The following is a 25,447-nucleotide window of genomic DNA, read 5'->3' as shown; positions in this document are numbered from 1 at the left end:
CACATTGCAGTTCGGTACCGAGCTGCACTATATTAGTAGGCTCATCAAAAGTTACGGAGAGAAAACTGCTTTTCATCTCCTGCAAATCTTTTGCATTTTTGTTGCATTTGTATAATTACGTTTTGCTTGCCCCCACACAAAGTAACAAAGCAGGGATGCATTTCATTATATTTTAATGTAGAGATACAATTGCAGGCAATATTCGATAAGCCCACACACCGGAAATTTTTATGCGAAAATATAAGAGCAACTTAAACCTTACTATAAAAAACGAATTCCTGGTTACGATTGTGATAATTTATGGATTGAAGATTTCCGCCAGCTACAGATACCTTAAAGGCGCGTATTGGGGATATGAGAACTTGAAGGATTTTTCGGATGAAGTCAAATGTGTTGTTTTTCAGTATGATACATCCATTAAAATGCAAAGAAAAAGATAAACGGATGCTTTATGATTAGGGTGATCACCTGCACATTTTTGATTCGTGAAATATTTAAGGTATCAAAATGTATGTAAGAAAATTTTAAGAAGGAATTAGTTTAGGTCACCAAATACATGCTTAAATAGGCATTGAAATTGCTGTTCTAATATAAATACAATTCATCTTAAATATGATTAATAAATGCAATGATTTATTACGATTAATATCTTTCTAAGAGACCGGTATTCAAAAAATCCGCTCTAATTATCGTCGCTATCAGGAAAGCGAAACAGAGAAAATCATTTAGTGTTTTATTGCCCAAATACTAAAAAATGGAAACAAACCCAAAAGCTTGGAACTGACCTTTATACAAGCACATAAGTTGAAAACGATAACTGATATGTTATTTACTTTTCCAGGTTGAAAAATTTAAATGCATCGCGGGTAATAATCTTGCAGTTTTCAGACAATTCGTCCAGATTGCAGCCAAGTATTCCGATGATAGTACCTGAAAGTCCGGTTGTTTCAAGCAGGCTTAATCGTAGAACCTGGGATTCTGCAAGCGCAGTTTTACCTTTCAAACTGTTAAATGTTTCTGATGCGAATTCCCTGTTTGTACTGATCAGAAATCGCCCTATTTCAACGGTGCCATTTAAAGCTTTCATCTGGACCACAATGTGATAACTGGTTTCCATATTGCCGTCAAAGATTTAACAATTGATTAACATATAAATGGATATCATGAAACATACCGAAGACCTGCCAAATGACAGGCCTTCGGTACTAAAATTAGCCAATTTCGATTAATCTGGGTGCTTTTTGTTTGGCCTCTTCTTTTTTCGGAATCACAAGTTGAAGTAAGCCATTTTCGTACCGCGCAACGATACCTTCGTCATTAACGACATCTTTCGGCAATACAAAGCTTCTTTGGAAGGACTGGTAGCTGAACTCTCTGCGGCTGTAACCTTCATGATGATTCTCTTCGCGAATTTCTTTTTGTGAAGAAATCGTCAGCAGATTATTTTCTAACTGGATTTTGAAATCCTTCTTTTCCAGTCCCGGAGCAGCCACCTCCACGCCAAAGCTGTCTTCTGTCTCCCTAATATTTACCGCAGGTACGGTAGTTTGAGTAGAAGAGAAATTACTGTTGTCCCAGTTAAAAAGTTCACGGCCAAGGAAATCGTCGACCAGCGCTGGGATTGCAGAAAATGAATTCCGGTTCCTTTTGATAATTGACATGACTATTATTTTTTAAAAGTTAAACAATGATTTTAATTCCCGATGCATCGCACATCTGAAGGCATTTTATCAAACTTTGTTCCAAAAATGCCCGGCGTGCCAGTAACCGCAGGTACTTCCAATAATTCTGACAATTTTACTTTTTCAGTTATTCATTTTGACAGATTTGAATGCGATGGTGTTAAAAATAAACTGACAAAATTTCATATTATAACCTCAAATATTCTATGCTCCTGAATGCAAGCCTACCATATTACCTTCTGTATCGATAAAAAACGCCATATTTCCTGTTTCAGGATCAATGTTCGTTTTTGGCATGGTAATCTGCCCTCCGGCATTTCCTATTCTGTCCAAAACAAGTTGCAGATCGGGATTTGCATTCAGGTAGATGACGGCTCCTTCAGTACTTGGCTTGTGATTTGGACTCTTCACAAGCGCGCCGCCTGATTTTGGGCTTTCGGTCGGAAACATGGCCATTTGCATGCCCATCATTTCCACAAGCTGCATGTTTATTTCAAAAATTGTTTCATAGAATTTCTGAGCCCTGTCTATATCATTAACCGGAATCTCAAACCAGTTCAGAGCATTGGTATTTGCGCCTAATTTTTCCATTTTGTTTGTTGTTTAAAAGTAAATATATAATAGTAACCGCTATCTGATAATTCGCTTGTCCCGTGCAACATACCGGGCAAATCCAATTAAAGCACCGGTAACCATAATGTTGCGAAACAGGTTAACCATTTCAAGTTCCTTCTCCCGTGCCAGATCGGCGGTCATGTTTTCGGCCCCCAATTCGTGACCCATAGCCCTGGGAAGGTGAACCAGCACAGCCATCAAGATTACATAGAGCGCCATGAGCGTATAGGCTAGCTTGTCGTATTTGCCAATGACCGCGCTGCCAATAAATGCGATGATGCAAAATGCAGTGAGATAATTCCAGAAATAAGGCATTGGAAGATAGTCGGGAACGAAAGCTGCGCCTACGTCAGGTTTGCCAAAATGCTGCCCGACATACATCAGAAAGGAAAGCGGAAACAGCCATCGCCCGAGATTTAAAATTTTGTCCATGGCCGATAAATTTTAACTGATGGGAAATGGAATAACGGGCCGTATTTCGACACTGCCATGCTGGTATTTTAAAATCGGGCAGGTTTTGCTCCACGCCTGAACTTCCTCAGGGCTATCTGCCTTACAGATCAGAAATCCGGCTACGAGGACATTGTTTTCGCCTTTGTCGGGTCCTTCATGAATGCCGTTGTTGTTAATAATTATTCCCTGATATTCAATAGGTTGTGTGGCCACCAGTTTGCCCTGCATGGCAATGTTTCCGATCCAGCCCTGCCAGGACGGCATATCTTCGGCCATGTCCTGCGGCGTCAGTATGTAACTATTATCTCCGCTAATATTGCGGAATAAAAGCAAGTACTCTTTCATTGTTCGCGATTTTAAATTGTGATTGATGAATCAAAATTCTGCAACTAAAAACCGTTTCGTGTTGACAAATGTCAACGTTTCAGAGCTTGCCTTTCAACCGGCTGAAAGTTTCCTGTGATATGCCCAGATAAGACGCAATGAGTTTGCTGGAAAGCCTGCTCATAAGCTTGGGGCGATATTCCATGAGCCATTTTATCCGTTCCAGCGCAGTTAGTGAAACAAAGGTATTGATCCTGTAAACCGAATTGGCATAGGAGGCTTCCAGGATCTGTTTGTATACTTTGTCAAACTGCGGAACCGTTTCCATCAACCGCTGGAAACCCTGGCGGTCAATGGCTAAAAGATCTGAAGGTTCAACCGTCCTGATATTTTCAGTAGCTGGTTGCTGGCTGCCAAAACTGATCAGTTCAGAGCACCAGTTGTTTTCTGTAATAATGTCACGGGTCGTTTCATTCATCTCTTTATCATAAACAAAAACCTGAAGACAGCCAGACGCTACAAAGTATACGTATTTACAGATGTCACCTTGTGTCAAAATGACTTCGTTACGCTTTAATTTGAGCATCTGAAAAGTTGAGAGAACCTCATCAATATTGTCCGGCGCGCTTCCGAGACGATCGATTATGTGTTGTCGAAGCTTGTTGACCATCTTAGAATCAGTGTATGTTGTGTATCAGAAAACCTGGCATAAAAGAAAGCAATATTCTGACAAAAAACGAGAAGCATAAGATTGCATCTTTTACTACAATCAGAAATCAGCAGTAGCTGGGTAATAATTTCTTCGAATCCTATCCGTCGAGCCAGGCTTTGAAAGCAGACGCCTTTTCTCTGCTTACCAACACCTCCTGAGCAGTTTCTGGACGCAGGTCTATTTTCAGTTTTCCGTTGAAATAACTGTGTATCCTTTGAATAGCTGTCACCCTGGCAATGAACTGGCGGTTCAGCCGAAAGAAACAGAGCGGATCAATCATCGATTCCAGTTCTTCCAAAGTATGATCGATCAGAAATTGCCGTCCATCACATCCAACCAGACAAGCCATTTCGTTGGCAGTGTAAAAATACGCAATCTGTTCCTGATGTATTGGAATGAGTTGTTCCCCATTTTTAACTAAAAATCTCATTTTATGCGTTCTGTTGCGTATTTCCAGGCTTTCTAATAATGAATCAATTTTTTGCGCATAAGCCTGAGGCGAGAAATCTCCTTTGAAGTTTTTATACTTATCAATGGCCCGTTGAAGCTCATGCAACTTTATTGGCTTTAATAAATAATCGATGCTTTTTACCCTGAATGCCTTGATCGCATATTCGTCGTAGGAGGTTGTAAATATGATCGGGCTATGTGCCGGAAAGGCTTCGAAAATCTGAAAACTCAGTCCATCAGAAAGCTGTATATCTGAAAATATCAGATCAACTGCCGCTTCGGATGCAAACCAGCGTTTCGCGGCTTCCACACTATCAATAACACCGGCAATGTCTATGTGCGGATCAAGTTTTTTAATCAGTTTTTCGAGTCTTTCCGCGGCCGGGTATTCGTCTTCAATGATCAGGGCATTCATAGTAGCAGTAGATTTATTTCAGATTCAGATATTAGATACATTTAAATCAGTTGACTGATCAGAGGTATTTTTACCGTAAACATCGCTCCATCCTCGATGACCTGCACACGTCGTTCGGTCAGTAGGCCGTATCTGTTAATAATATTCTGCAACCCGACGCGCGTTGACTTTTCCATGATCGCCTTTTCCTGAATATTATTTTCTACCACCAGATACTGATCACCTTCCTGCTGGATCAATATTCTCAGTGGATTCTCTTTGGACACCACATTGTGTTTGATCGCATTTTCAATCAGCATCTGGAGGCTCAGCGGTGTTACGTGCTTCCTGTAAGTTTCCGGTGATATATTTTTTTCTACGAGCAAATTATCGCGAAACCTGATTTTGTTCAAATAAACATACGCGTCAAGAAAAGCAATTTCTTCCTCGACCAGTACTGTGTTTTTGTTCCTGCTCACCAAAACATAGCGGTATACGTCCGAAAGGCGTTCGAGATATTGCTGGGCATCGGTATTGGTATCATCGATCAATGCCGCCAGCGTGTTCATGCTGTTAAAAAGAAAGTGTGGGTCAAGCTGGTTTTTAAGTACTTCCAGTTGAGACTGGACACCTTCCCGCATCAAAGATTCCGTTTTACGGACGTTGGTTTTCCAGGCTTCGAAAAAGTAGGTTGCCTCATACACCAGGTATACAAGAACGGTCGGAACCAGACTGATGCGGAAGCCCAATAAGTTACCGTCTTTATGAAGAATGCCTTTGCATAACACCTCATCAAGCAAAAAAGTAGCGACTAACGTATATAGCATGGCAAATACTGACTCCAAAATTATCCTTTTGGTTGTTTGGCTATAATTTGAAAACCTTTGGCGCATGCGCAATATGATGAACCGGTTGCCTTCCCAAAGTGCCACCGTCGTGCAAAATGAAATGATTACAGCGACTGCATATCCGTAGTTCATCTTTGTGAAATCATCAAAATGGACTATCATCGGTATCACAAACGAAAAAAACGGGATGCCTATCAGACGCAGTTTAAAGTCATTCAGTTGGTATTTTGATTCAGCTACCATTTTATGAACATTATTTTTTGATTACGGGAAATGTAAATCTGGCAAAAAATCAATTCAAATCACCCATTACTTAAAATTGTTTCAGAATGTGAATCTTACCATCGGTACTGGGAAAAATCCTTGTTGGTATTCGGTGGCAATGCTGTTTGTCCTTGCGTTATAAGTTTGCTGGAAAATATTCTTGTTGGCACTGACATTTTGGAGGTCAATCGCCATTTCGAGTGTGCTTTTACGCATCTCTTTCCGGTAAGCAAGTCTCAAATCAGTGCGAAAATAAGCATTCTGTTTCTGGGAATATGCCTGGCTCTCATCGTAAACGGCTTCTCCTCTTTGGCGGGAAGCCTGAAGGTTCAGTGGCGATGTATATCTCCCGCCCACGAACGAAGCCTTTATACTTGCGCTCAATACGCTATTCCGGTTCCGTCCGACTTTGATCTCTTTCCCGGCAAGAAGATTAACCACATACCGGCTGTTGAAAGCTGTATTTCGCTCGACACCGTCACTTCCCTTATATTTGGAGTCGAACAGTGAGGTAGTTACCAAAAAATAGTAACCCTGGCTAAAATATTTTTCCAATGTCAGTTCAATACCAAGATTCCTGCCCGTCCCTGCATTAACAAGGCTGTCTTCGTCGTCAGTTGCAAAGGTACTGCCCGTGTTGAGCGTCGAATAAGAGGAGCTTCTTCTTTCTACCGGAACATCGTACAATGCCTGATAGTAAGGTTCTACTTTTAAGAGCAGATTCTGGGCCAGTCGGTTTTCATAACTTATTGAAAAATGATGGCTCTTGGTAAAATCAAGGTCTTTATTGCTGTAAATCAAACCTTTCTCCGTTTTTGTCTGTACGAAATAGGTGTAAATATTTTGGGCCTGGCTGTTTAATCCATATCCCAAACTGACCGATTGCCCCTGACCAAAGGTGTACTGCAAACCGAAACGAGGTTCAATAGAGAAGTTTTCATTCAGGCTGTAATGCTGCGCATGAAGTCCGGCCGTTAATTGCAGATTTCTGTTCATCCTGTATTTCCATTGCCCATAAGCCTGTGTCAGGATTGTATTTTCCCCGCTGACATTCACGCGCACCGTATCAAAGCGCCCGCCGTCAAAAATGTCCCGGTTGTAAAGGTCGAAGTTAAGCAGGTCTGTTGTTATTCCAGCATAGAGGCTGTGTTTGGCATTGACTTTGTGTCTCACATTAAGTACCGCAGAAGTTTTCCTGGTCTTAAACCTGGCTTCGCCACTGGCAAATGCTTCACGGGTAATAACACTGATAGAATCTCCGCTGAACTTTTGGTCTGTGTTGCTTGTCCCAAGGGTTAATTTGGCAAATGTTTTGGGAGACAAATTGTATTCATAGTTGAGCCCCAGAATGTTAGTCTTGTATTTGACTCTGGTGTTTTCATTTTCATTTCCATTTCCATACAAGTTAGTATCTGTTGTGTCCACATCATTGCCAAGAAAGTCCACATCGCTTTGGCCCAGTATACCGAAAACAGAAAGTTTACCTTTTGTTCCTGTGGGCACCGATACCTTGAAATTCAGGTCCTGGTAATTTGGGACAGCACTTCCTGTCCCAAACTCAATTCCGAGTGCTTTAAAAAGACCTAGCGTAGAATACCGGTAATTGAGCAGATAAGAGGCTTTTGAATTTTTTGAGATCGGTCCTTCTGCTCCGACTTCAAAACCATTAAAACCAACCTGTCCAAGAAATTCATGCTTCTGATTATTTCCCTCTCGCATACGCAGGTCAAATACACCTGAAAGTGCGTTTCCATATTGTGCAGGAAAAGCGCTGGTAATGAAGTCAGACTTGTCTAACGTGTTGTTGTTAAGCAGACTGACCGGTCCGCCCGTGCTACCGAGCGAACCAAAATGGTTTGGATTGGGGATGTTAAGTCCTTCCAGTTGCCACAGCATTCCGGTAGGCGAGTTGCCGCGAACCACAATGTCGTTCCTCGAATCGTTACCTGATACCACACCGGCGAAGTTTGCTGCCATTCTTGACGGGTCGCCCAAGGCACCGGCGTAACGTTTTGTGTCTTCAATATTAAATGAGCGTCCACCGACAAGAGCCAGCTCATTGTTGGTCTTACTTTTATCATTTTTTCTATCCGCAGATACTACAACTTCGTCGAGTGAACGTACTGTCTCTGTCAACGTAATACTGGTAATAACTTCCTTGCCGGCGGTGACAACCACATTGGAAATTCGATTCTCTTCATAACCGACTGATGTAATCCGGAAGGATTGTCTTCCCGTCGGAACACCCGTAATCTTAAACTCGCCGTTGACATCGGTAATAGCTCCAACTGGATTTCGCCCTTCCTCCTGAACAAGCAAGACTGACGCACCGATTACAGCTGATTTTGTAACCTCATCACGGATAGTTCCGCGTACGGTTTGCACTAGTTGCTGGGCCATTAAAGGCCGGACAGCTAAAAAAGTAAGTAGGAGTAATAGATAGTTCTTCATGTTCTTTTCGTTTAATCATTTGTCAAATTTTACGAGATCAAATAGATTCCTCAAGGCGAAAAAGGGGCAAGCGTAGGATTGGAGGGGTGAAGTGGTATTTTAAGGCTTGCAACCGAATAAGAATACTTGCGGTCACATATGAGTCTAGGTCCGGCTTCGACCATTCACTCCTTCGAAACAGACGTTTCACTCCCGCCTTTGTTCGGTTCAGTTATTATGCAGCAATTAAAAGTCAGCTCGGTAGGTTAATGATGGTAACTAAATAAATTATTCCACAATCATTAATCATTTTACCATGAAATCATTAAGCAGATTGAACAGACTCAGCATGTATTTTCTGACGGCCGCGCTGGCAACTACGATTGTTTCCTGTAGTGACGACGACGACGATACGCCCCAGACGCCAGCGGTTGGGAATATTGTAGCGGTTGCCTCGGGAGATTCGCAGTTTTCTACGCTGGTTGCAGCAGTGACCAAGGCAGAGCTTGTCACAACCTTACAGGGAACTGGCCCGTTCACAGTATTTGCGCCTAACAATGCGGCGTTTACAAAAGCGGGTGTTACGAGCCTGGATGGATTGACGAAAGACGCATTGACGCCAATCTTGACATCGCATGTCGTGAGCGGAGAAGTGAAGGCAGCGGATGTCAAAAGTGGGACAGTTAAAACGGTTAATGCCAACAACGACATTTACGTGTCAAAAAATGCGGATGGTGTATTTATTAACGGGAACATCAAAGTTATCGCGACAGATGTGGACGCATCAAACGGGGTGATTCATGTAATTGACAATGTCATCGTACCGCCAACACAATCTCTGGTGCAGGTGGCTCAGGCTAACACTGATTTTTCGGAGCTGGTTTCACTTGTCCTGGCGGCTGACCCTGCCGTGGCAACAGCACTTTCTACGGCTTCTGCCAACGGATTGACTGTTTTTGCGCCAACCAATGCAGCATTCACTGAGTTGTATAAAACAACGCCAAAAGCAACATTACTTGATCCGGCCAACAAAACCCTTTTAACCAATGTGTTGCTTTATCACGTTGTCCCGGGTCGAGTGTTCTCCACAGATCTGCCAAACGTTACAGGCGAAGTGGCTACGGCCAATAGAGCTGGCAAGCTTACATTCAATCTGTCTGGCGGAGCAAAAGTGGTCGGTACGGCAAGTGGTGCTTCGAATATTACCACTGCTAATATTTTGGCTACCAACGGTGTCGTACACGTTATCGACAAAGTTTTGATGCCATAATAAAACTATTGCTTAACATTGGTAAACGATCTGATTTTAGGTAGTTTACCAATGTTTTTTGCACTATTACTTTACGTCAATATGTTTTCGATCAGGTACCGGTTTTTGTTTATGATTTTACTGGGAGGATATTCGTTCATGAATACCTTGCTGGTAGAATCTTTTGAGCATTATCCGATCGTAACACCCAAACCGGTTATCTTTTTACTTTTTCTGGTTTTGACCATCGCAATCTGGGAAGGGAATCGGTTGCTCGACAACTTTCTGGCTACGCTGGAAATCAGATCGTTCTGGAAAAGGATCAGTTATAGTTTTGGAGCGAGTATACTTGCTGTATTTTTCGTAACGGTGCTTCTCGGAGTAATTACGTCCTATTATACCATCTCGCACAACTGGATGGACTGGATTCTTCCTTTGAAACTGCTTCTGATGTTCAGTTTTCGTGTGAATCTTTTCTTGAACACGATTAATGTCATATTTCTATATCACCAGCAGCTTGAAAAAAGCAATCAGGAAGTAGAAAATTATAAAAGAATCAGCAGCCAGGCGCAATTGCAGGCCTTAAAAAACCAGGTAAACCCGCATTTTCTTTTTAATAATCTAAGTGTGCTGAGTGCATTGATACCCATGGATGCAAATGCATCCGTTGAATTTGTACGGCAGTTTTCCAGAGTGTACCGTTATGTGCTCAAAAGCCCGGAAAAGGAAATTATTGAATTGAAGGAGGAGTTGAATTTTATTGAATCTTACCTTTATCTGCTTAAAACCCGTTTCGAGTCCGGCTTGATATTTACAATCAATGTCAATACCGATTGTCAGTCTGCGTTTATCGTACCTGTGTCTTTGCAAATGCTTGTAGAGAATGCTGTTAAACACAATGTGATAGGCAAAAACAAACCGCTTTTTGTGGAAATTCTTTGTCTGGATAACGAAACGATTACAGTTAGAAATAATCTTCAGCTAAAACAGGCTGATGACAAGGAATCAACCGGTCTTGGGCTGAATAACATAACGCAACGATACGAGTTTCTGGGACAGCATGGACTTGAAATAAAACAGACTACGGAACAATTTAGTGTCACAATACCGCTGATCAGGCCTACACATGCTTCTTTTTTTGAACCATGACTTTTTTTAAAATTGATTAAAATTTGAAACCTAAACCATGAAAATTCTTATACTGGAAGATGAGGCGCTCTCTGCCAAACGAGCATCACAACTCCTGCGGGAATTTGATCCGGATATTGAAGTGCTTGATACGCTCGAATCCATCGAGGAAACGGTATCCTGGCTGAGCAAAAATCCCGAACCTGATTTGTTATTGCTGGATATTCATTTATCAGACGGACTTTGCTTTCGGTTGTTCGAGCGGCTAGCTGTGAAATGTCCAATTATTTTTACTACCGCTTACGATCAATACGCTTTACAGGCCTTTAAACTCAATAGCATCGATTACCTTTTAAAACCGCTGGACAAAACTGAACTTCAGAATGCGCTGATCAAATACCGGAATCTGAACGAAAGCCGCGGGGGGATTTCTCTTGCAGATATCAGACGGATTGAGGAAAACATGCTGTCTTTCAGTAAGAAATATAAACATCGTTTTTTGGTTAAATACGCCGATACCATACTTTATAAAAACATTGATGAGGTAGCTTATTTCTACGCTGACGACAAGGTGGTATATCTGGTGACGTCCGAAGGGCGTAAATATTTGGTAGACTACAATCTGGAAAGCCTTGAAGAGTTGTTAGATCCACACCTTTTTTTTAGAATAAACAGAAAAATCATTGCCAGAATACAATCCATTCAAAAGGTGAAGGCACTGCTATCGAGCCGGCTTCAGGTTTTTTTGAAACCGCCGTTTGAGCAAAATACTTACGTGAGCAGGGAAAGAAGTCCCGAGTTCAAAGTCTGGTTGGACAACTGATTAGCCGTTGCATTAATACCGCCACAACATGAAAAATTCGCTAACACTGACATTGCTATTAATCCTGTTCTTTACCACCTGCACCTTAGGACAAAAAAATCGATATGTCCGGGTTTTTCTAAAAAATGGCTCAATTATGAAAGGTGTGCTATTGGAAGAGCAGCCTACTGTCAGGCTGGAAATGTTTGACAAAAGCATACTTACTTTTCAAACAGATGAAGTTGAAAAAATTGAAAACGAAAAGTATATTAATCCCAATATTCGTTACAAACAAAAGGGGTTTGTGCATTACACAGAGCTTGGGCCGCTGGCGATGAGCAACCGTGCATCCAATGGCGTAACAACATCTGCGTTTTCTTTTCAAACAACAAACGGTTATAAATTCAATCAGTGGCTTTATACCGGACTTGGGCTTGGCGCTGACCTTTATGCAGTGCAAACTTTTGTCCCGGTCGTTTTGAGTATACGCGGTGACCTTCTGCGGACCGGAGACAAGCTGCCTTTCTATTTTATAGAAGGCGGTCACGGATTTAATGCCACTTCAAACGATGTAGACAGCGTTCGTTTTGGCGGCGGACCAACGATGGCAGCAGGGATCGGACTGAAAATTTTGTTCAGCAACAATACAGGATTTACGATCTCGGCAGGATATCGTTTTCAGCGCTCTTCTGTTCAGCAGACGGGGATTGAAACGAAAGAAGATTTCAATCGTCTGACTTTAAGGGCTGGTTTCTCATTTTAGTTTGTTTATAATCCGCTGAAATTGAACGCTATCGGAAGCAAACATAAGGGTCTGCTGGTGAAAGTTTATGTGCCGTAAGTTTGTGTGCAACATTACAATGATATTTAATCATGTGTGATAAAAACATCGTATTATTTTGATTAAGTATAAATATGTACTAATTTTTAATAAATGGTATAATATTGTTATAATTTTGAAGTGATAATTTTAATAAAAATCTAAACCTAAAAAAAATGCCACTGTGAGCGGATTGCCAAAAAATGATCCGAATGTTTTGCCGCAATCTGTTATGAAGACGATGGCGACATACAGGTGCAAACCATCGTCCGATATATCAAACCTAAAAATGAAAGAAAAATTTGATAAGCTCTCCGCCACATGCAGCAGAGAAACAACACGGCTTTACAGTACCAGTTTTTCACTTGGGATATTTTTTTTCAGCAAAGAATTACGCGACCACATCCATGCTATTTACGGTTTTGTAAGGCTGGCAGACGAGATCGTCGATAGTTTTCACGATTACCCAAAATCCATATTGCTTGCCGAGTTTTCTGCCGATTGTTTTAAGGCTATCGAGCGGGGCATCAGTACCAACCCTGTCATCAACTCATTTCAGGAGGTGGTTAATCAATTTAATATAGATCATGATCTGATCCGGCAATTTCTGAAAAGCATGGAAATGGATCTGGATGAGCAGTCTTACACGCATGACAAGTATAATGAATACATCATGGGATCTGCGCAGGTGGTCGGGCTTATGTGCCTGCATGTATTCACAAATGGTGATCAAAAGGAGTTTGACCGGTTGAAAGTTCCGGCTATGAAGTTAGGTTCCGCATTTCAAAAGGTGAATTTTCTCAGGGATTTGCAGGCGGATTACCAGCAGTTGAACCGGAGTTATTTTCCGGACATTAATTTATCTTCATTTTCTGACGAAAATAAGCGAACCATCGAACAGGAGATTATCAACGAGTTTGATGAAGCATTGAGTGGTATCCGGGAATTGCCGGCCTCCTGTCGAAAAGGGGTTTACCTGGCCTATGTTTATTACAGGCAGTTGCTGCTTAAAATAACAAGGATACCGGCGAATCAGGTCATGTCCGAACGCATAAGAGTTTCCAATGGCCAAAAATTTTGGCTGATGTTTGACTCTCTTGTCCGATATAAATTGAATGTAATGTGAAGTAACCGGGATCAATACGAAACAGGGGAAATACCTAATGAAATACCGCATGTAAGCAGATAGATTTACTTAAATTACGTACAACTTCATGTTAAATAACAAAATCATATTTGAACCGAAGATTGATAAAAATGTGCTCGAATATGAGAAAGGGCATCACAGATGGTCTTATGACACGCCCCTGAGAGCCGATGCATTTGAGCTTGACGACAATGCCAAGATAGAGCTGATCGCCGAACATTTTGCCGGTATAATGCAGGTTTTGGGTTTGGATCTGGAAGATGACAGTTTGCAGGATACGCCAAAGCGGGTAGCAAAAATGTATGTCAAAGAAATATTCAGCGGACTTAATCCGGCAAATAAACCGGAGCCTACGCTTTTTAAGAATGCCTATCATTACAATCAAATGCTTGTTGAGCGAAATATTTCGGTTTTCAGCAATTGTGAGCATCATTTCGTGCCGATCGTAGGGAAAGCGCATGTGGCTTATATCAGTAACGGACAGGTGATCGGTTTGTCAAAATTGAACAGAATTGTTCAATACTGCTCCCAAAGACCTCAGGTTCAGGAAAGACTTACGGTTCAAATTGCGAATTTGATGAAGGAAGCACTCGGTACTGAGGATGTAGCGGTAGTCATCGACGCCTATCATCACTGTGTTTCGAGCAGGGGTGTGAAAGATTCCGGCAGTACAACGCTGACCGCTGAATATTGCGGACAATTTTTAAATGCTGAAACCAAAAATGAATTTCTAAAATATATTGGATAATGAATTTTAACGGAAAAAATATACTCGTAGTGGGGGGAAGTTCAGGTATTGGTTTATCGCTTGTTAAATTTTTACACGAAAACAACGCAGTTGTTTATGTCATATCACGTTCTGAAAATGTTGATCTGCCTCAGGGCGTCAAACATCTGCAGGTTGATGTTACCGGTGAACTAGGCCCGGTCACTGAATTTTTACCTGAACAATTGCATGGTCTGGTTTATTCCGTCGGCAGCATCAACCTGAAACCATTTAACAGGCTTTCAGCAGATGACTTTGTAAGTGATTACCGTATCAATGTTCTGGGAGCAGTACAAATAATTCAACAATCGCTGAAGCAGTTGAAAAAAGCTGCTGGCGCTTCAATCGTTCTGATCAGTTCTGTGGCTGCCAAAACCGGATTGCCTTATCATGCCAGTATATCAGCGGCGAAAGGAGGGGTGGAAGGTCTGGCATTGGCACTTGCTGCTGAATTGGCAGTGCAGCAAATAAGGGTGAATGTGGTGGCTCCATCTTTGACCGATACGCCAATGGCCCAAAATTTGCTGAGCACTCCGGAAAAGCGGGAAGCATCTGCCAAAAGGCATCCTTTGGGAAAATACGGTCAGCCGGAAGATATCAGCCAGGCGATAGCATTTTTGCTTTCCGAAAATAGCGGCTGGGTTACCGGACAGGTCATCGGAATCGATGGAGGTATGGGTAAACTGAAAACAGCTTAATATCCTAAGTGTTAAAAGTTCAGGAATATCCCTATCGAATTAAACTTTTGCCTTCATGAATAATTATAAAACGGACGTGATCATTATCGGCGCAGGGCTGGCGGGATTAACGGCAGCCAAAGTGTTGAAATCAGCTGGTAAGTCTATAAAAATACTGGAGGCGTCTGATCAGGTTGGTGGCAGGGTTCGTACGGATGAGGTGGATGGTTTTTTGCTTGATCGCGGCTTCCAGGTATTGCTAACCGCCTATCCCGAGACGAAGAGATTTCTGGATTATGATGCATTGGATCTGTGCAAATTTGACCCGGGCGCTTTAATATTGAACGAAAACGGCAGCACGCGGATAGGTGATCCTTTAAGACAACCAGGTACTTTGATGAGTACTTTGCGCTCTCCCGCAGGTACGCTTGGTGATAAAATGCGGATGCTTGGGCTAAAAATAAAGCTTGCTGGAAAAAACATTGACGAGATTTTTTCGGAAGATCAAACCACTACACTGGCATATTTGGAAAATGCAGGGTTTAGTGCCCGGATGATGAATCAGTTCTTCCGTCCTTTCATGTCTGGCATTTTTCTTGAAGATAAACTGAGCACGTCAAGCCGTATGTTTGAGTTTGTGTTCAAGATGTTCAGTGAAGGTGATGCTGCGGTTCCTGCAAAAGGAATGGGAATGATTCCGGTCCAGCTGGCCCGTGACTTGTCAGCTCAGGAATTAATTTTTAATCAAAAAGTTATTGAAATTGACGGTAGCAGGGTTAGTACTTTATCGGGTTCTGTGTATGAAGCTGACACCATCCTCATGGCGACCGATCAGCTTAATTTGCCAAAACCATATCAGCAGCCGGTCAGGTCATATCATTCTGTTACAAATATGTATTTCACCACACCTGAAATACCGTTCTCAAAACCATTAATTGCCTTAAATACCCTGCCCGGAAAATTGGTAAATAATATCGCTGTAATGAATCAGATTTCGCAAGCATATTCAAAAAATGGAGATGCCTTGATTTCTCTTTCATTAATTGGAGATTATGCTGGTTATAACAGTTCTGAACTTCAAAGTAACGCAGTTCATGAAATGAAAAACTGGTTCCCGGAGCCAACTGCCTGGAAACATCTTAAAACCTATCACATTACTTACGCTTTGCCTGATGATGACCAGGTAACCAATGAGCCGGACAGTAAGGTCAAAAAGTTACATCCGAACTGCTTTGTTTGTGGTGATTATTTAATGAATGGTTCGATCAATGCTGCGATGAAAAGTGGAAGACTGGCCGCCGAAGCGATACTAAGCACAACGTTTTAACTTATGGCTGATCACAAAATATACAGTGACGAAATTTTAGACCGAAAAAGATTAATAGGAGATAAGCCGGCGGATGACTTCATAAAAGCTGTTTTTGCTGATCCCGTGAAGAAAATGCAGTTACAAAAGTGGATGAACTCGACGAGTGGAGAGCAAGCCACTGAATCACTAAGTATCATCTTTCCCGGATTTGCATTCATCGACAAAGCGCAAAAATTACCGGCATGGGCGGATCCAGAATTAATGACAGAGGGGTCTGCTTTTTTTACCCGCTATTCGGAAATAATCATGAGCTTGCTCGGGCTGCTGTCACTTCCTTATTGTTATACGGCTGCACACGGCACCATGGTTTTGTACATATCCGAATTGATCAGAAAACAAACTACGAAACGGCTTTATGATACAGCTATATTCGTCTGGGACGTGATGGCACCAGATGCTTTTGCATTAAACGGGAATGCTTATCAGCAAATCTTAAAAGTGCGGATTATGCATGCTGCTGTGCGTTATTATACTTACCAAAGTAGAAAATGGGATGATGCCTGGGGTGTTCCTATTAACCAGGAAGACATGGCGGGCACTAACCTTTCATTTTCCCTTATTGTGATACGCGGTTTACGGCTGCTTGGCTTTAGTATAAGTGAATCAGACCAGGAGGCGTTTTTGCATACCTGGGCCGTGATTGGTTATTTGACAGGTCTGGATGAGGATTTAATTCCTGAAAACCAAAAAATGGGTGATGAACTGGATGCCATAATCAAACGCCGCCAATTCTGCGCTTCACCGCATGGAAAAGAACTCACAGAATCCCTGATCGCGCACATCCTCGCTGTCAATAAAAGCAAAGCTACGGATAATGATATTCTGGGTTTGATGCGTTATTTACTGGGTACTGAAATTTCAGACTTGCTCGCTATAAAAAAGGTTAGACTGCCGCTTTATAAACTTACGCTGATCAAGACATTTAATCTGTTTAAAAGTTTTATTCCACAGCGAAATGTCAATCAAAAATTTCAGAATGCCTATACTACGTTTAAAAAGCAAAGCCTGGAAATCATGGAAAGCATGTAACTTTGAATCATTGTTAGCCGTTATCATTTAATTTGGCATGAAATCATACCAGCTCATTCATGAATTAATCTCGCTCGTAGAACAACTGGAAGAGCAAAGCCCGGGTCGTGAGGTCTCAATGCAGGACTTCGCCGGATTTCTGCTGCATACCGCCAGTGAATCCAAAGAGCACTTTGTGCCAGGGGAAGCCAGATTTGGCAAGTATGAAAATAGTGCACGGCAAATCGCTTTCCAGCTTGATAACAATATTGGAAGATTATTTATACACATGAGCCGGTATGCAAAATCCTATATCAAAAAAGCGCTGGAAGGTACGCCACTGCTGACCGCTGAGGATTTTACGGCACTTTCTATTTTACTGACCCACAAACATCTTTCCAAAAGTGAACTGATCAGTTTTAATTTACAGGAAAAAACATCAGGTATGGAGGTGATCAGAAGGCTTATTGCCACAGGATTGGTCACCCAATGGGATGACGAAAAAGATAAAAGAAGCAAGTTGATCGCGATTACGAATGAAGGAAAAGCGTTACTCTATGAAGTATTTAAGGATATGAGTAACGTTGGCAAAATGATCACCGGCAAACTGACAATTTCCGAGAAGCTGACGCTTCAATATTTACTTCAAAAGTTGGAAGATTTTCATCTTGAACATCATGAAAAAAAAACTATCACAAGCAAAGAGGACCTCAAAACGTTTGTTGCAAAAGATCTGCTTGTCGATCATGAGTAAGCCGGATATTTCAATTGTCGAATAAGGGGTAAGAGCTGATTTAATACCTATCGTACGCTTGCAGTCTTGTAGATACAGTACTAAGTGTCGATATGTAACAATATTCTAGTTCGCCTAATTTTTTTCATCCAACGGTATTATTCGAACTTTATTTATTAGTTCAACCCTCGCATAGGCAACATAGGAATTCTGCTCATGGAGCATTCGTCTTATAATCTGAAAGCCGACATTATAAAGGGACAAATATCGCTGGTGCAATGAGGCTGGATAGGATGGATTTTGAGGTGGGAAACAGCATTTCCTTCAAATGAATAAGGCTTTGGGATTACTTGAAAAAGAGCCTTGCTTTTACCAATCAACGACTTCACAGTTTACTTTTTTGCAGCACGACCTGTTCAGTTTTCAAGATTGTTTTTCCTTTTTTTGTTCTACTTTCCGTTTTTGCCAGCTTAATTACATCTCCTTGGTAACGAATAAGATAAGGTATTTTTTCTTTTTTGAATTTGCCTATATATAGATTGTTTCCTTTCAGAAGGACCGGTAGCTTTTCGGTATGTTTGCCGAAACCTTGTGAGATAGTAACAGAGCCGATTTCACTGAAATCGAAAAACTTCTCATTTGCCTTATATAATTCTTCATCCTGATCGATAAGTTTTCCATCAGCTTTTTGTACTTCAACTTTAGATAATACATCCCATTTGCCTTGCAATGGATAATTTGCAGAACTGTCGGTTGTTTGACAGACGCCGTTCAGACATTGAACCCACAAAAGCAAAACTAAAAACGATTTAATATTTTTTGACATAGTAGCTGAAAAACTTGTTGGCCGAAGCTTGGGATAAAACCGCTTAAAATATAAAAGCATGTTTTGTAAATAAGCTACTACCAGTAAAGCTCGTGCCAGTTGATGAATTGTTGAATTCTGATTCTTTGAAAATTTCTTGAAATAGACAAATTTAATCAACCATATCAGTATTGAAGACTTTTTTTAAAATTATAAAATATTGTGGTACAGATTTTTATGGTAATTAATTGGTTGATATTAAAATAACATTAAACCTTTATAAGGTTTAGCAGTCAAACATACTTAACCATTTGCGAAGCAGTCAACACTGTCCATGCCGCTGGCACAAATCTCACCCCGTTATGAAAAGCTTTCTGATTTACCTGTTTCTGTTTATTGTTCTCTGTACGTATGCAAATGCCCAGCAGCAGTCGCGCATGGCTTTCATTACCGGAAAACTGGAAGATTCAGATAAAAATCCTGTTCCTTTTGCAAATGTGGCCTTGTATCATACTAAAGATTCCACGCTCGTAGGTGGAGCAGTCTCCGATGAAACCGGTAATTTCAAAATCCAGAGCTCTGCCGGACATTATCTTTTAAAAATAACTTTTCTGACACTGAATGAGAAAATTGTTCCCGATGTGAGGCTAGCTGGAAAGGACATCAATCTTGGCGTGATCATAATGACTTCCAATGCGAAAGTTTTAAGCGAAGTAGTGGTAAAAGGTGAGAAGAGTCAGATGGAGCTTCAACTGGATAAACGGGTTTTTAATGTAGGTAAGGATATGAGCAATATTGGTAGCAATGCATCAGATATTCTAAACAATATGCCATCAGTAACAGTCGATGTCGATGGAAATGTGGCCCTACGTGGTAGTGGAAATGTCCGGATTTTAATCGATGGTAAACAGTCCGGGATGGTAGGGATGAACCCGGCAGAAGCTTTGAAGCAGATACCGGGCGATCTTATAGAAAGTATTGAGATCATTACAAATCCCTCTTCCCGCTACGATGCAGAAGGGGAAGTTGGTATACTTAATATTGTTATGAAAAAAAATATCCGGTATGGTTTAAACGGATCCTTTACCGGCACCGCGGGTTATCCCTCAAATTTTGGCGGATCTTTCAATGTCAATTACAGGAAAAAAAAGCTAAACCTGATCGCGAGTTATGGCCATTTATACCGGGAAGGGCCAGGTCGGGGAACTTCGCGGCAAGTCTACAATAGCACCGATACGAGCTTTATTTACGAACAGAAAAATACCAGAACGCGAAGTGGCTTTTCAAACAGTTTTATGGTTGGAATGGATTATTTTCTGGATAAATACAACACGCTGAACGGAACTGTGTCTTACCGCAAATCAAGAAATAAAAATACATCGCTTCTGGAATACCGGGATTTTGATCTTAATAATAACCTGACAAGAACGGTTATCCGAAGTGAACAAGAGACCGAGCCGCGGGCAAATTTTGAAGCCGCCATTAACTACAATAAAACTTTTGAGAAAAAAGGGAAAAGTCTCAGCGTCGTCGGGAAATATATTCTTAGCGATGAGATTGAATCAGCCCTGTTCAATGAAAGTTCTCAAACTGAGGTGGGGAGTCTTGTTCAGCGTTCGTTTAACACCGAAGATGAAAAGAATATTCTTTTTCAGGTCGATTATATCCAGCCGTTTGGCAAAAATGGACAAATAGAGACGGGTCTTAAAAGTTCAATTCGATTGCTGGATAATGATTTTTCAGTTCATCAGCAGAACCAGGCAATGAACTGGGTTATTCTTCCGGATTTCGACAACCGTTTTGCATACGACGAAAAAATCCATGCAGCATATCTGATGGCCAGTAACCAGCTTGGTAAAATCTTTATTCAGGCAGGTCTCCGAGGGGAGTATTCAGATATATTGACTGAATTGAAAAAGACGAATGTCGTAAACCACCGCAAGTATTTTAACTTGTTTCCGAGCCTTCACCTGTCTTACAAACTCAAAGAAAGTCAAACGCTTCAGCTAAGTTACAGCTACCGATTAAGCCGGCCTGAATTCCGAAGCCTTCTACCTTTTTCAAATTTCAGTGATTCAAGGGTATTCAGAGCAGGAAATCCGCTTTTGAATCCGGAATATACCCACTCCTTTGAGGCAGGACATTTAATGAATATGGAGAAAGGGTCGCTCCTTTCGAGTGTTTATTATCGTCACAGACTAGGAGTCGTTGAGAATATTACTTCCGTCGATTCGGCAGGATTTACCACCGTCACACCGATAAACCTTTCAACGGGAGACTCCTATGGTTTCGAATTTAATCTTACCTATGACCCCTTCGAATGGTGGAAGTGGACGGCGAATGCGAATATTTTTCGTGCTGTCAACCAGGGAGTTTATAATGACAAGATTCTCAGAAGCGATACTTACACGTGGACCAGTAGGTTATCGTCGCGATTGACGCTGCTTAAAAATATTGATTTTCAATCGTCTCTGAACTACCGCGCACCACGGAAAACCACACAAGGCAAAGAGTTATCGCAGTATTCGATTGACCTTGGTCTATCCAGGGATCTTTTAAAAGGCAGGGCTACGGTTACCGCAAGTGTCCGCGATTTGTTTAACAGCAGAAAGCGACGGAGTATCGTCGAAAACGCAGGCTATTATTCGCAGTCCGAATTCCAGTGGCGCGCCCGGCAATTTCTGGTCACTTTTTCCTACCGCCTGAACCGCTCAAAAGAGAAAGAAAAAAGAGCAGACGACAGCGACAATGGTGAAGATAGTTAATATTAAAAAGGTATCTGGAGCGCTGCCGGTCAGGAAAATATTTTTTTTCTCAACGAGCGAATAACTTATTAATAATACCGGATTTTAATTTGTCTTAAATACGCTACCTTTCGAAGCAATTTCTAGCTGCCTGTTTCAGTGATTTTCCAGCACTTTTTTGGTATAATGTTTGACAGACCTTGATTTGTACATCATTATCCTTAATTCAGCAATTGACGAGAAGTCAAAATAGTCGGACTTTTGAATATAAATTATTTCAAGATAGGCAGATGCAAATCTTGGTTATCAATAACATTATCAAAAATCCTTACTTATGCCAAAGCTTACTGTAAAAGACGGAACAGAAATTTATTATAAAGACTGGGGAACAGGACAACCCATTGTATTTCATCACGGATGGCCATTGTCTGGCGATGATTGGGATGGTCAGATGATGTTTTTCCTGAGCCAGGGCTACCGGGTTATTGCGCATGACCGCCGTGGACACGGAAGATCGACCCAAGTCTCAGAGGGACATAATATGGATACTTATGCCGCTGACGTTGCAGAACTTACCAAGGCACTAGATTTGAAAGAGGCTATCCATGTTGGCCATTCGACCGGCGGCGGGGAAGCGATACATTATGCTGCAAATTACGGACAGGGCCGTGTAGCCAAAGTGGTGTTGATCAGTGCTGTGACTCCTCTTATGGTTCAGACCGCTGAGAATCCGGATGGAGTACCAATGTCTGTTTTCGACGAAATCCGTGAGGGGACTGCCACAAAACGTGCGCAATATTTCCAGGATTTTACCATTCCCTTCTACGGATATAACCGTGAAGGCGCGGAAATATCGCAAGGAATCCGCGATAACTGGTGGCGTCAGGCAATGATGGGAGGAATCAAAGCGCATTACGACGGAATCAAGGCATTTTCAGAAACAGATTTCACCGAAGATCTTAAAAGTGTAGACTTTCCCGTGCTGGTTTTGCATGGTGAAGATGATCAGATTGTTCCATTTCCAATATCAGGTGCAAAAGCAGTGAAGCTTTTGAAAAATGGGACGTTAATTTCTTACCCCGGCTTCCCGCATGGAATGCCTGCTACGGAAGCTGCGACAATTAATAAAGATCTTTTGGCATTTTTTAAATCCTGATACGCGATAAAAGAGAACATATTGAATTGAAGTGAACGATTTAGAAATGGAAAGTTTAGCCCTGGAAATATTTTTCCAGGGCTAATTTATGATTTAATCAGAGGCACGTCAGCACTGTAAATGGTGGGAAATTCTTGTTCTTCGTATCTGTCGCCCATTAAAGCAGTTTGTATGTCAGTAGCTTTTTTATTTTGGCAGAACTTTGAATTAAACTAACGAACTCTAACCTGATATCTACATCTACCTTGTGCCAATTTGTTCTGCTAATCCAACCAGAATCCCCTCAGCTCCGCGGATGTAGCATAGCCTGTATGAATTCTCATATTGAACTATTTCTCCAACAAGACGAGCACCTTGACTGATCAGTCGCGATACTACTTCATCAATATCCTGGACAGTAAACATAATCCGTAAATATCCAAGGGCATTCACTGGTGCATTGCGATGATCTGAAATAGTTTCAGGTGTGAAGAATTGTGACAGTTCCAAACGGCTGTGTCCATCAGGAGTTACCATCATAGCGATTTCCACGCGCTGAGTACCAAGTCCGGTAACACGGCCAGCCCACTCACCTTCCACTATCATACGCCCTTCGAGCCTAAGACCTATTTCTGTGAAAAATAAAATGGCATTGTCAAGCGATTCGACAACAATGCCGACATTGACCATTCTTAGTAATTTGTTCTCTTCCATTTTATTCTAGTAAGTTCTACTAAATTGAAACCCATTTCATCGAGTCTTCTTTCAGAAAGCCACAGATATTTAGCCAATTGAGGCATTTCTAATTTGAAGTCCACAATGGGTGTTTCCATATTATTTGAGAGAATGAAAAAGGGAAAATATACCTACCATTTCCTTATAAGTCACTTAAATCTATTACTGAAAGATCTATTAACTGACTCGGCAAAAGGAATTATCTATTACTTAGCTATTTTGACCAATAGAGCGCAGAAATTGCATAGAGGGAGCAAAAAAGTATTCTCCACCTTTAAGTGTAACGAATCCATGAAATGGTTTGGCACTTACAAGAGAAGCTTTATTACCATATACAGGCGCATAGCGCTGATTGGAATTTTCAAAATCTCCCTGGCCAATCACTGGATCTTTTCCTTGCGTGTGATCATTTGCAAAAACCTCCTGCTGGTGTTGGAACTGCTGAAAAATACTGGATTGAAAGCTCATAAAAAGTAATCCGACTTCGGTTTGCCTACCTGTCTGTTGTTTATAGCTTATGCCGCGCCGCGCCATCATGTGTCTTTTTTCCTGTTCATTGCCAGCTGTTCTTGGGTTTGTTTTTCTGACATGCGCATGCAAAGGACACCGCGATCCGTCTGCGTCACGGCTGTAGTCAAAATCATTTATTTTTCCTACCGTCTCATTTCGAACAGCAATTCCATCAATTTCCTTATTAGAATTGCTCAGTGTCAAAGGAACTCCATTTTTAAACCGGCCAACAATCATGGCTCCCGCCCAATCCATATCATCGCTGGTCGGATTTGTAAAAAGTTCGCCTGCAAGCTTTATGACTGCTTCTCGAAAAGCCTGCGTGTGCTGCTGTAATTTTCTGAACACAAAATAGCTGCCATATGAAAACAGATTTTCTGAAAGAGGGTCTCTGGTGAGTACAAGGTCAAGAGGCATCAGTGGATTCCAGCGAAGGGTATCGACTCCCTGTTCTTTCAGCTCTGATAACTCTTCATTGAAAAATTTGGGCTGACTGATCCCATCCACATATCCAAAATGTTCGACGTGATCTCCATTCGCATTTTTTTGTCCATCGCCCTTTTCAATGCCAAGAACCGATGCCAGATTGTTTTTTCGTAATCGGGCTGTAATGTTATCTGTTTCAATGTCCAGTTTAGTTCTATCTTCTGCTCCCCATGCAACCAGGATCATCCCGTGAATTTCATTCTGATAGGTAGTTTCCCAAGATTGAGCCGGTCGGTCAAACATCTGGGTGCTGGACAAATTTGCATTTTTCATCCCCGATCTGAAATCCTGCTCAAAACCGGCTAGGTCCAAATTAAGGTATTGATAACCTTCAGCGCTTAGAAGAAGGCTGATGAACATCGTTTGAAGTGCTTCGAGCTTCGGGTTTCTATTTTCCTGAGTGGCAAGTTTTTTTTCCGTTGTTATTTTATCGCTGTCCTGTTTTTGCTTCCAGGCACTAGTTAGCTTTGTTACGGCAAACTCGCTTATAAATGCTTTTGCGTCTTCCTGTTTTTGTGGATTAAAGCGGAATAGAATATGTGACGAATGGTCACGACCATGCGACTTGACAATGTTGCCCTGAATTTCGGAGGCGATTCTCTGAAACGCAGAGCCATTATAACTAATGCCTTTTTGACTCAGATCGGGTGCGCCGTTGTCTTTCGGCTGCTGATTGGCCAATTCGAACGGATTAATATTAATAATGGATTGGCCCTTTGGATAAATCCCGCCCGAGCTGATGATTTTGTTGTTTTCAAATACATAAATCGGCAGGCCTTTATGCAAAAACCTTACTACATGCGGATGCTGCGCAATTAGCCTACCCAAATAACTTTTGCCATTTGCAAAGGTGACGGAGACAAAAGAGTTCAACAGGAGCGGCCCAAGTGCAGGTGTATAAAGTTCATGCGAGGTCAGCAAGGTACCAACCCGAAAAGCACCTGTGGTTTTTAATACAGCCCACGTATTCAGTGAAAAGGTATAACGGCTTTCGGAATGCACAAATCTGCATTCAAAACTTTCAGGTAGTACCTTTAAAACTTCTGCTACATATACTGTTACATCACCATGAAAAGCACAAATTAGAAAATCGTGGGTTTTCATAACAAACTAGAATTAAATGTTTTGTACACACGCATTAAAAAGCTGAAAACCGAGAGG

The 25,447-nt window shown here is 41.5% G+C and carries 24 protein-coding genes; 12 read left to right on the top strand and 12 right to left on the bottom strand.

Annotated elements, in window-relative coordinates; translation table 11 throughout:
- Positions 1-829: 829 nt before the first annotated feature.
- The 9 genes from BMY70_RS01020 to BMY70_RS00975 form a co-directional block, all read right to left on the bottom strand.
- Positions 830-1,117, bottom strand: a complete 288-nt coding sequence (locus BMY70_RS01020; protein ID WP_090330941.1) for a hypothetical protein — start codon at positions 1,115-1,117, stop codon at positions 830-832.
- 94 nt (positions 1,118-1,211) lie between these two features.
- On the bottom strand, positions 1,212-1,661 hold the full coding sequence (locus tag BMY70_RS01015; RefSeq protein WP_090330939.1) for an Hsp20/alpha crystallin family protein: 450 nt from the start codon (positions 1,659-1,661) through the stop codon (positions 1,212-1,214).
- Positions 1,662-1,886: 225 nt separating this feature from the next.
- Positions 1,887-2,273, bottom strand: a complete 387-nt coding sequence (locus tag BMY70_RS01005) for a VOC family protein (RefSeq protein ID WP_090330933.1) — start codon at positions 2,271-2,273, stop codon at positions 1,887-1,889.
- Between the two features lie 39 nt (positions 2,274-2,312).
- Positions 2,313-2,729: a DoxX family protein gene (locus BMY70_RS01000; protein WP_090330929.1), complete on the bottom strand. Its 417-nt coding sequence runs from the start codon at positions 2,727-2,729 to the stop codon at positions 2,313-2,315.
- Positions 2,730-2,741: 12 nt separating this feature from the next.
- Complete coding sequence (locus BMY70_RS00995; protein ID WP_090330926.1) at positions 2,742-3,095, bottom strand: YciI family protein; 354 nt, start codon at positions 3,093-3,095, stop codon at positions 2,742-2,744.
- Between the two features lie 79 nt (positions 3,096-3,174).
- Complete coding sequence (locus tag BMY70_RS00990; protein ID WP_090330923.1) at positions 3,175-3,744, bottom strand: Crp/Fnr family transcriptional regulator; 570 nt, start codon at positions 3,742-3,744, stop codon at positions 3,175-3,177.
- Positions 3,745-3,883: 139 nt separating this feature from the next.
- Positions 3,884-4,651, bottom strand: coding sequence for a LytR/AlgR family response regulator transcription factor (locus tag BMY70_RS00985; RefSeq protein ID WP_090330920.1), 768 nt, complete (start codon positions 4,649-4,651; stop codon positions 3,884-3,886).
- A 41-nt stretch (positions 4,652-4,692) separates the two neighbouring features.
- A complete protein-coding gene (locus BMY70_RS00980; RefSeq protein WP_090330917.1) occupies positions 4,693-5,721 on the bottom strand; it encodes a sensor histidine kinase in 1,029 nt (342 codons plus the stop codon).
- 81 nt (positions 5,722-5,802) lie between these two features.
- The gene (locus BMY70_RS00975; RefSeq protein ID WP_090330914.1) at positions 5,803-8,193 is read right to left on the bottom strand and encodes a TonB-dependent receptor; all 2,391 of its coding nucleotides are present in this window, start codon (positions 8,191-8,193) and stop codon (positions 5,803-5,805) included.
- A gap of 295 nt (positions 8,194-8,488) precedes the next feature.
- Between BMY70_RS00975 and BMY70_RS00970 the strand changes: the two genes are divergently transcribed.
- The 10 genes from BMY70_RS00970 (at position 8,489) to BMY70_RS00925 (ending at position 17,892) form a co-directional block, all read left to right on the top strand.
- Positions 8,489-9,442: a fasciclin domain-containing protein gene (locus tag BMY70_RS00970; RefSeq protein WP_090330911.1), complete on the top strand. Its 954-nt coding sequence runs from the start codon at positions 8,489-8,491 to the stop codon at positions 9,440-9,442.
- 51 nt (positions 9,443-9,493) lie between these two features.
- The gene (locus tag BMY70_RS00965) at positions 9,494-10,570 is read left to right on the top strand and encodes a sensor histidine kinase (protein ID WP_229209435.1); all 1,077 of its coding nucleotides are present in this window, start codon (positions 9,494-9,496) and stop codon (positions 10,568-10,570) included.
- A gap of 37 nt (positions 10,571-10,607) precedes the next feature.
- On the top strand, positions 10,608-11,372 hold the full coding sequence (locus BMY70_RS00960; protein WP_090330909.1) for a LytR/AlgR family response regulator transcription factor: 765 nt from the start codon (positions 10,608-10,610) through the stop codon (positions 11,370-11,372).
- A 28-nt stretch (positions 11,373-11,400) separates the two neighbouring features.
- Complete coding sequence (locus tag BMY70_RS00955; protein ID WP_090330906.1) at positions 11,401-12,114, top strand: hypothetical protein; 714 nt, start codon at positions 11,401-11,403, stop codon at positions 12,112-12,114.
- A 346-nt stretch (positions 12,115-12,460) separates the two neighbouring features.
- The gene (locus BMY70_RS00950; protein ID WP_090330903.1) at positions 12,461-13,297 is read left to right on the top strand and encodes a phytoene/squalene synthase family protein; all 837 of its coding nucleotides are present in this window, start codon (positions 12,461-12,463) and stop codon (positions 13,295-13,297) included.
- An 88-nt stretch (positions 13,298-13,385) separates the two neighbouring features.
- Positions 13,386-14,066 carry a GTP cyclohydrolase I FolE gene (gene folE / locus BMY70_RS00945; protein ID WP_090330900.1) on the top strand — a complete coding sequence of 227 codons (681 nt, stop codon included), beginning with the start codon at positions 13,386-13,388 and terminating at the stop codon, positions 14,064-14,066.
- Positions 14,066-14,782, top strand: a complete 717-nt coding sequence (locus BMY70_RS00940; protein WP_090330897.1) for an SDR family NAD(P)-dependent oxidoreductase — start codon at positions 14,066-14,068, stop codon at positions 14,780-14,782. The genes folE and BMY70_RS00940 overlap by 1 nt, the downstream gene beginning before the upstream one ends.
- Before the next feature lie 55 nt (positions 14,783-14,837).
- On the top strand, positions 14,838-16,088 hold the full coding sequence (locus BMY70_RS00935) for an NAD(P)/FAD-dependent oxidoreductase (RefSeq protein WP_090330894.1): 1,251 nt from the start codon (positions 14,838-14,840) through the stop codon (positions 16,086-16,088).
- A 3-nt stretch (positions 16,089-16,091) separates the two neighbouring features.
- Entirely contained in the window at positions 16,092-17,159 is a 1,068-nt protein-coding gene (locus BMY70_RS00930) for an oxygenase MpaB family protein (protein WP_090330891.1), read from the top strand.
- 37 nt (positions 17,160-17,196) lie between these two features.
- Positions 17,197-17,892 (top strand): MarR family winged helix-turn-helix transcriptional regulator, encoded by a 696-nt coding sequence (locus tag BMY70_RS00925; protein WP_090330888.1) that lies wholly within the window; start codon positions 17,197-17,199, stop codon positions 17,890-17,892.
- A 364-nt stretch (positions 17,893-18,256) separates the two neighbouring features.
- Here BMY70_RS00925 and BMY70_RS00920 read toward each other — a convergent pair whose 3' ends face one another.
- Positions 18,257-18,697 carry a hypothetical protein gene (locus BMY70_RS00920; RefSeq protein ID WP_143072024.1) on the bottom strand — a complete coding sequence of 147 codons (441 nt, stop codon included), beginning with the start codon at positions 18,695-18,697 and terminating at the stop codon, positions 18,257-18,259.
- Between the two features lie 341 nt (positions 18,698-19,038).
- Here BMY70_RS00920 and BMY70_RS00915 point away from each other — a divergent pair, with 341 nt between their 5' ends.
- Together BMY70_RS00915 and BMY70_RS00910 are read left to right on the top strand one after the other, a co-directional pair.
- Complete coding sequence (locus tag BMY70_RS00915; RefSeq protein ID WP_090330882.1) at positions 19,039-21,441, top strand: TonB-dependent receptor; 2,403 nt, start codon at positions 19,039-19,041, stop codon at positions 21,439-21,441.
- Positions 21,442-21,754: 313 nt separating this feature from the next.
- Positions 21,755-22,576 carry an alpha/beta fold hydrolase gene (locus BMY70_RS00910; RefSeq protein WP_090330879.1) on the top strand — a complete coding sequence of 274 codons (822 nt, stop codon included), beginning with the start codon at positions 21,755-21,757 and terminating at the stop codon, positions 22,574-22,576.
- 240 nt (positions 22,577-22,816) lie between these two features.
- On the opposite strand, the gene BMY70_RS00905 is transcribed toward BMY70_RS00910, so the two are convergent.
- On the bottom strand, positions 22,817-23,269 hold the full coding sequence (locus BMY70_RS00905; protein ID WP_090330876.1) for a VOC family protein: 453 nt from the start codon (positions 23,267-23,269) through the stop codon (positions 22,817-22,819).
- A gap of 231 nt (positions 23,270-23,500) precedes the next feature.
- On the bottom strand, positions 23,501-25,390 hold the full coding sequence (locus BMY70_RS00900; RefSeq protein ID WP_090330874.1) for a Dyp-type peroxidase: 1,890 nt from the start codon (positions 25,388-25,390) through the stop codon (positions 23,501-23,503).
- Positions 25,391-25,447: the final 57 nt, after the last annotated feature.

It is taken from the genome of Dyadobacter koreensis (assembly GCF_900108855.1).
Taxonomy (GTDB): domain Bacteria; phylum Bacteroidota; class Bacteroidia; order Cytophagales; family Spirosomataceae; genus Dyadobacter; species Dyadobacter koreensis.
Note: the sequence above shows the minus strand (reverse complement) of the source record. Positions and strands in the feature narration are given on the sequence as shown.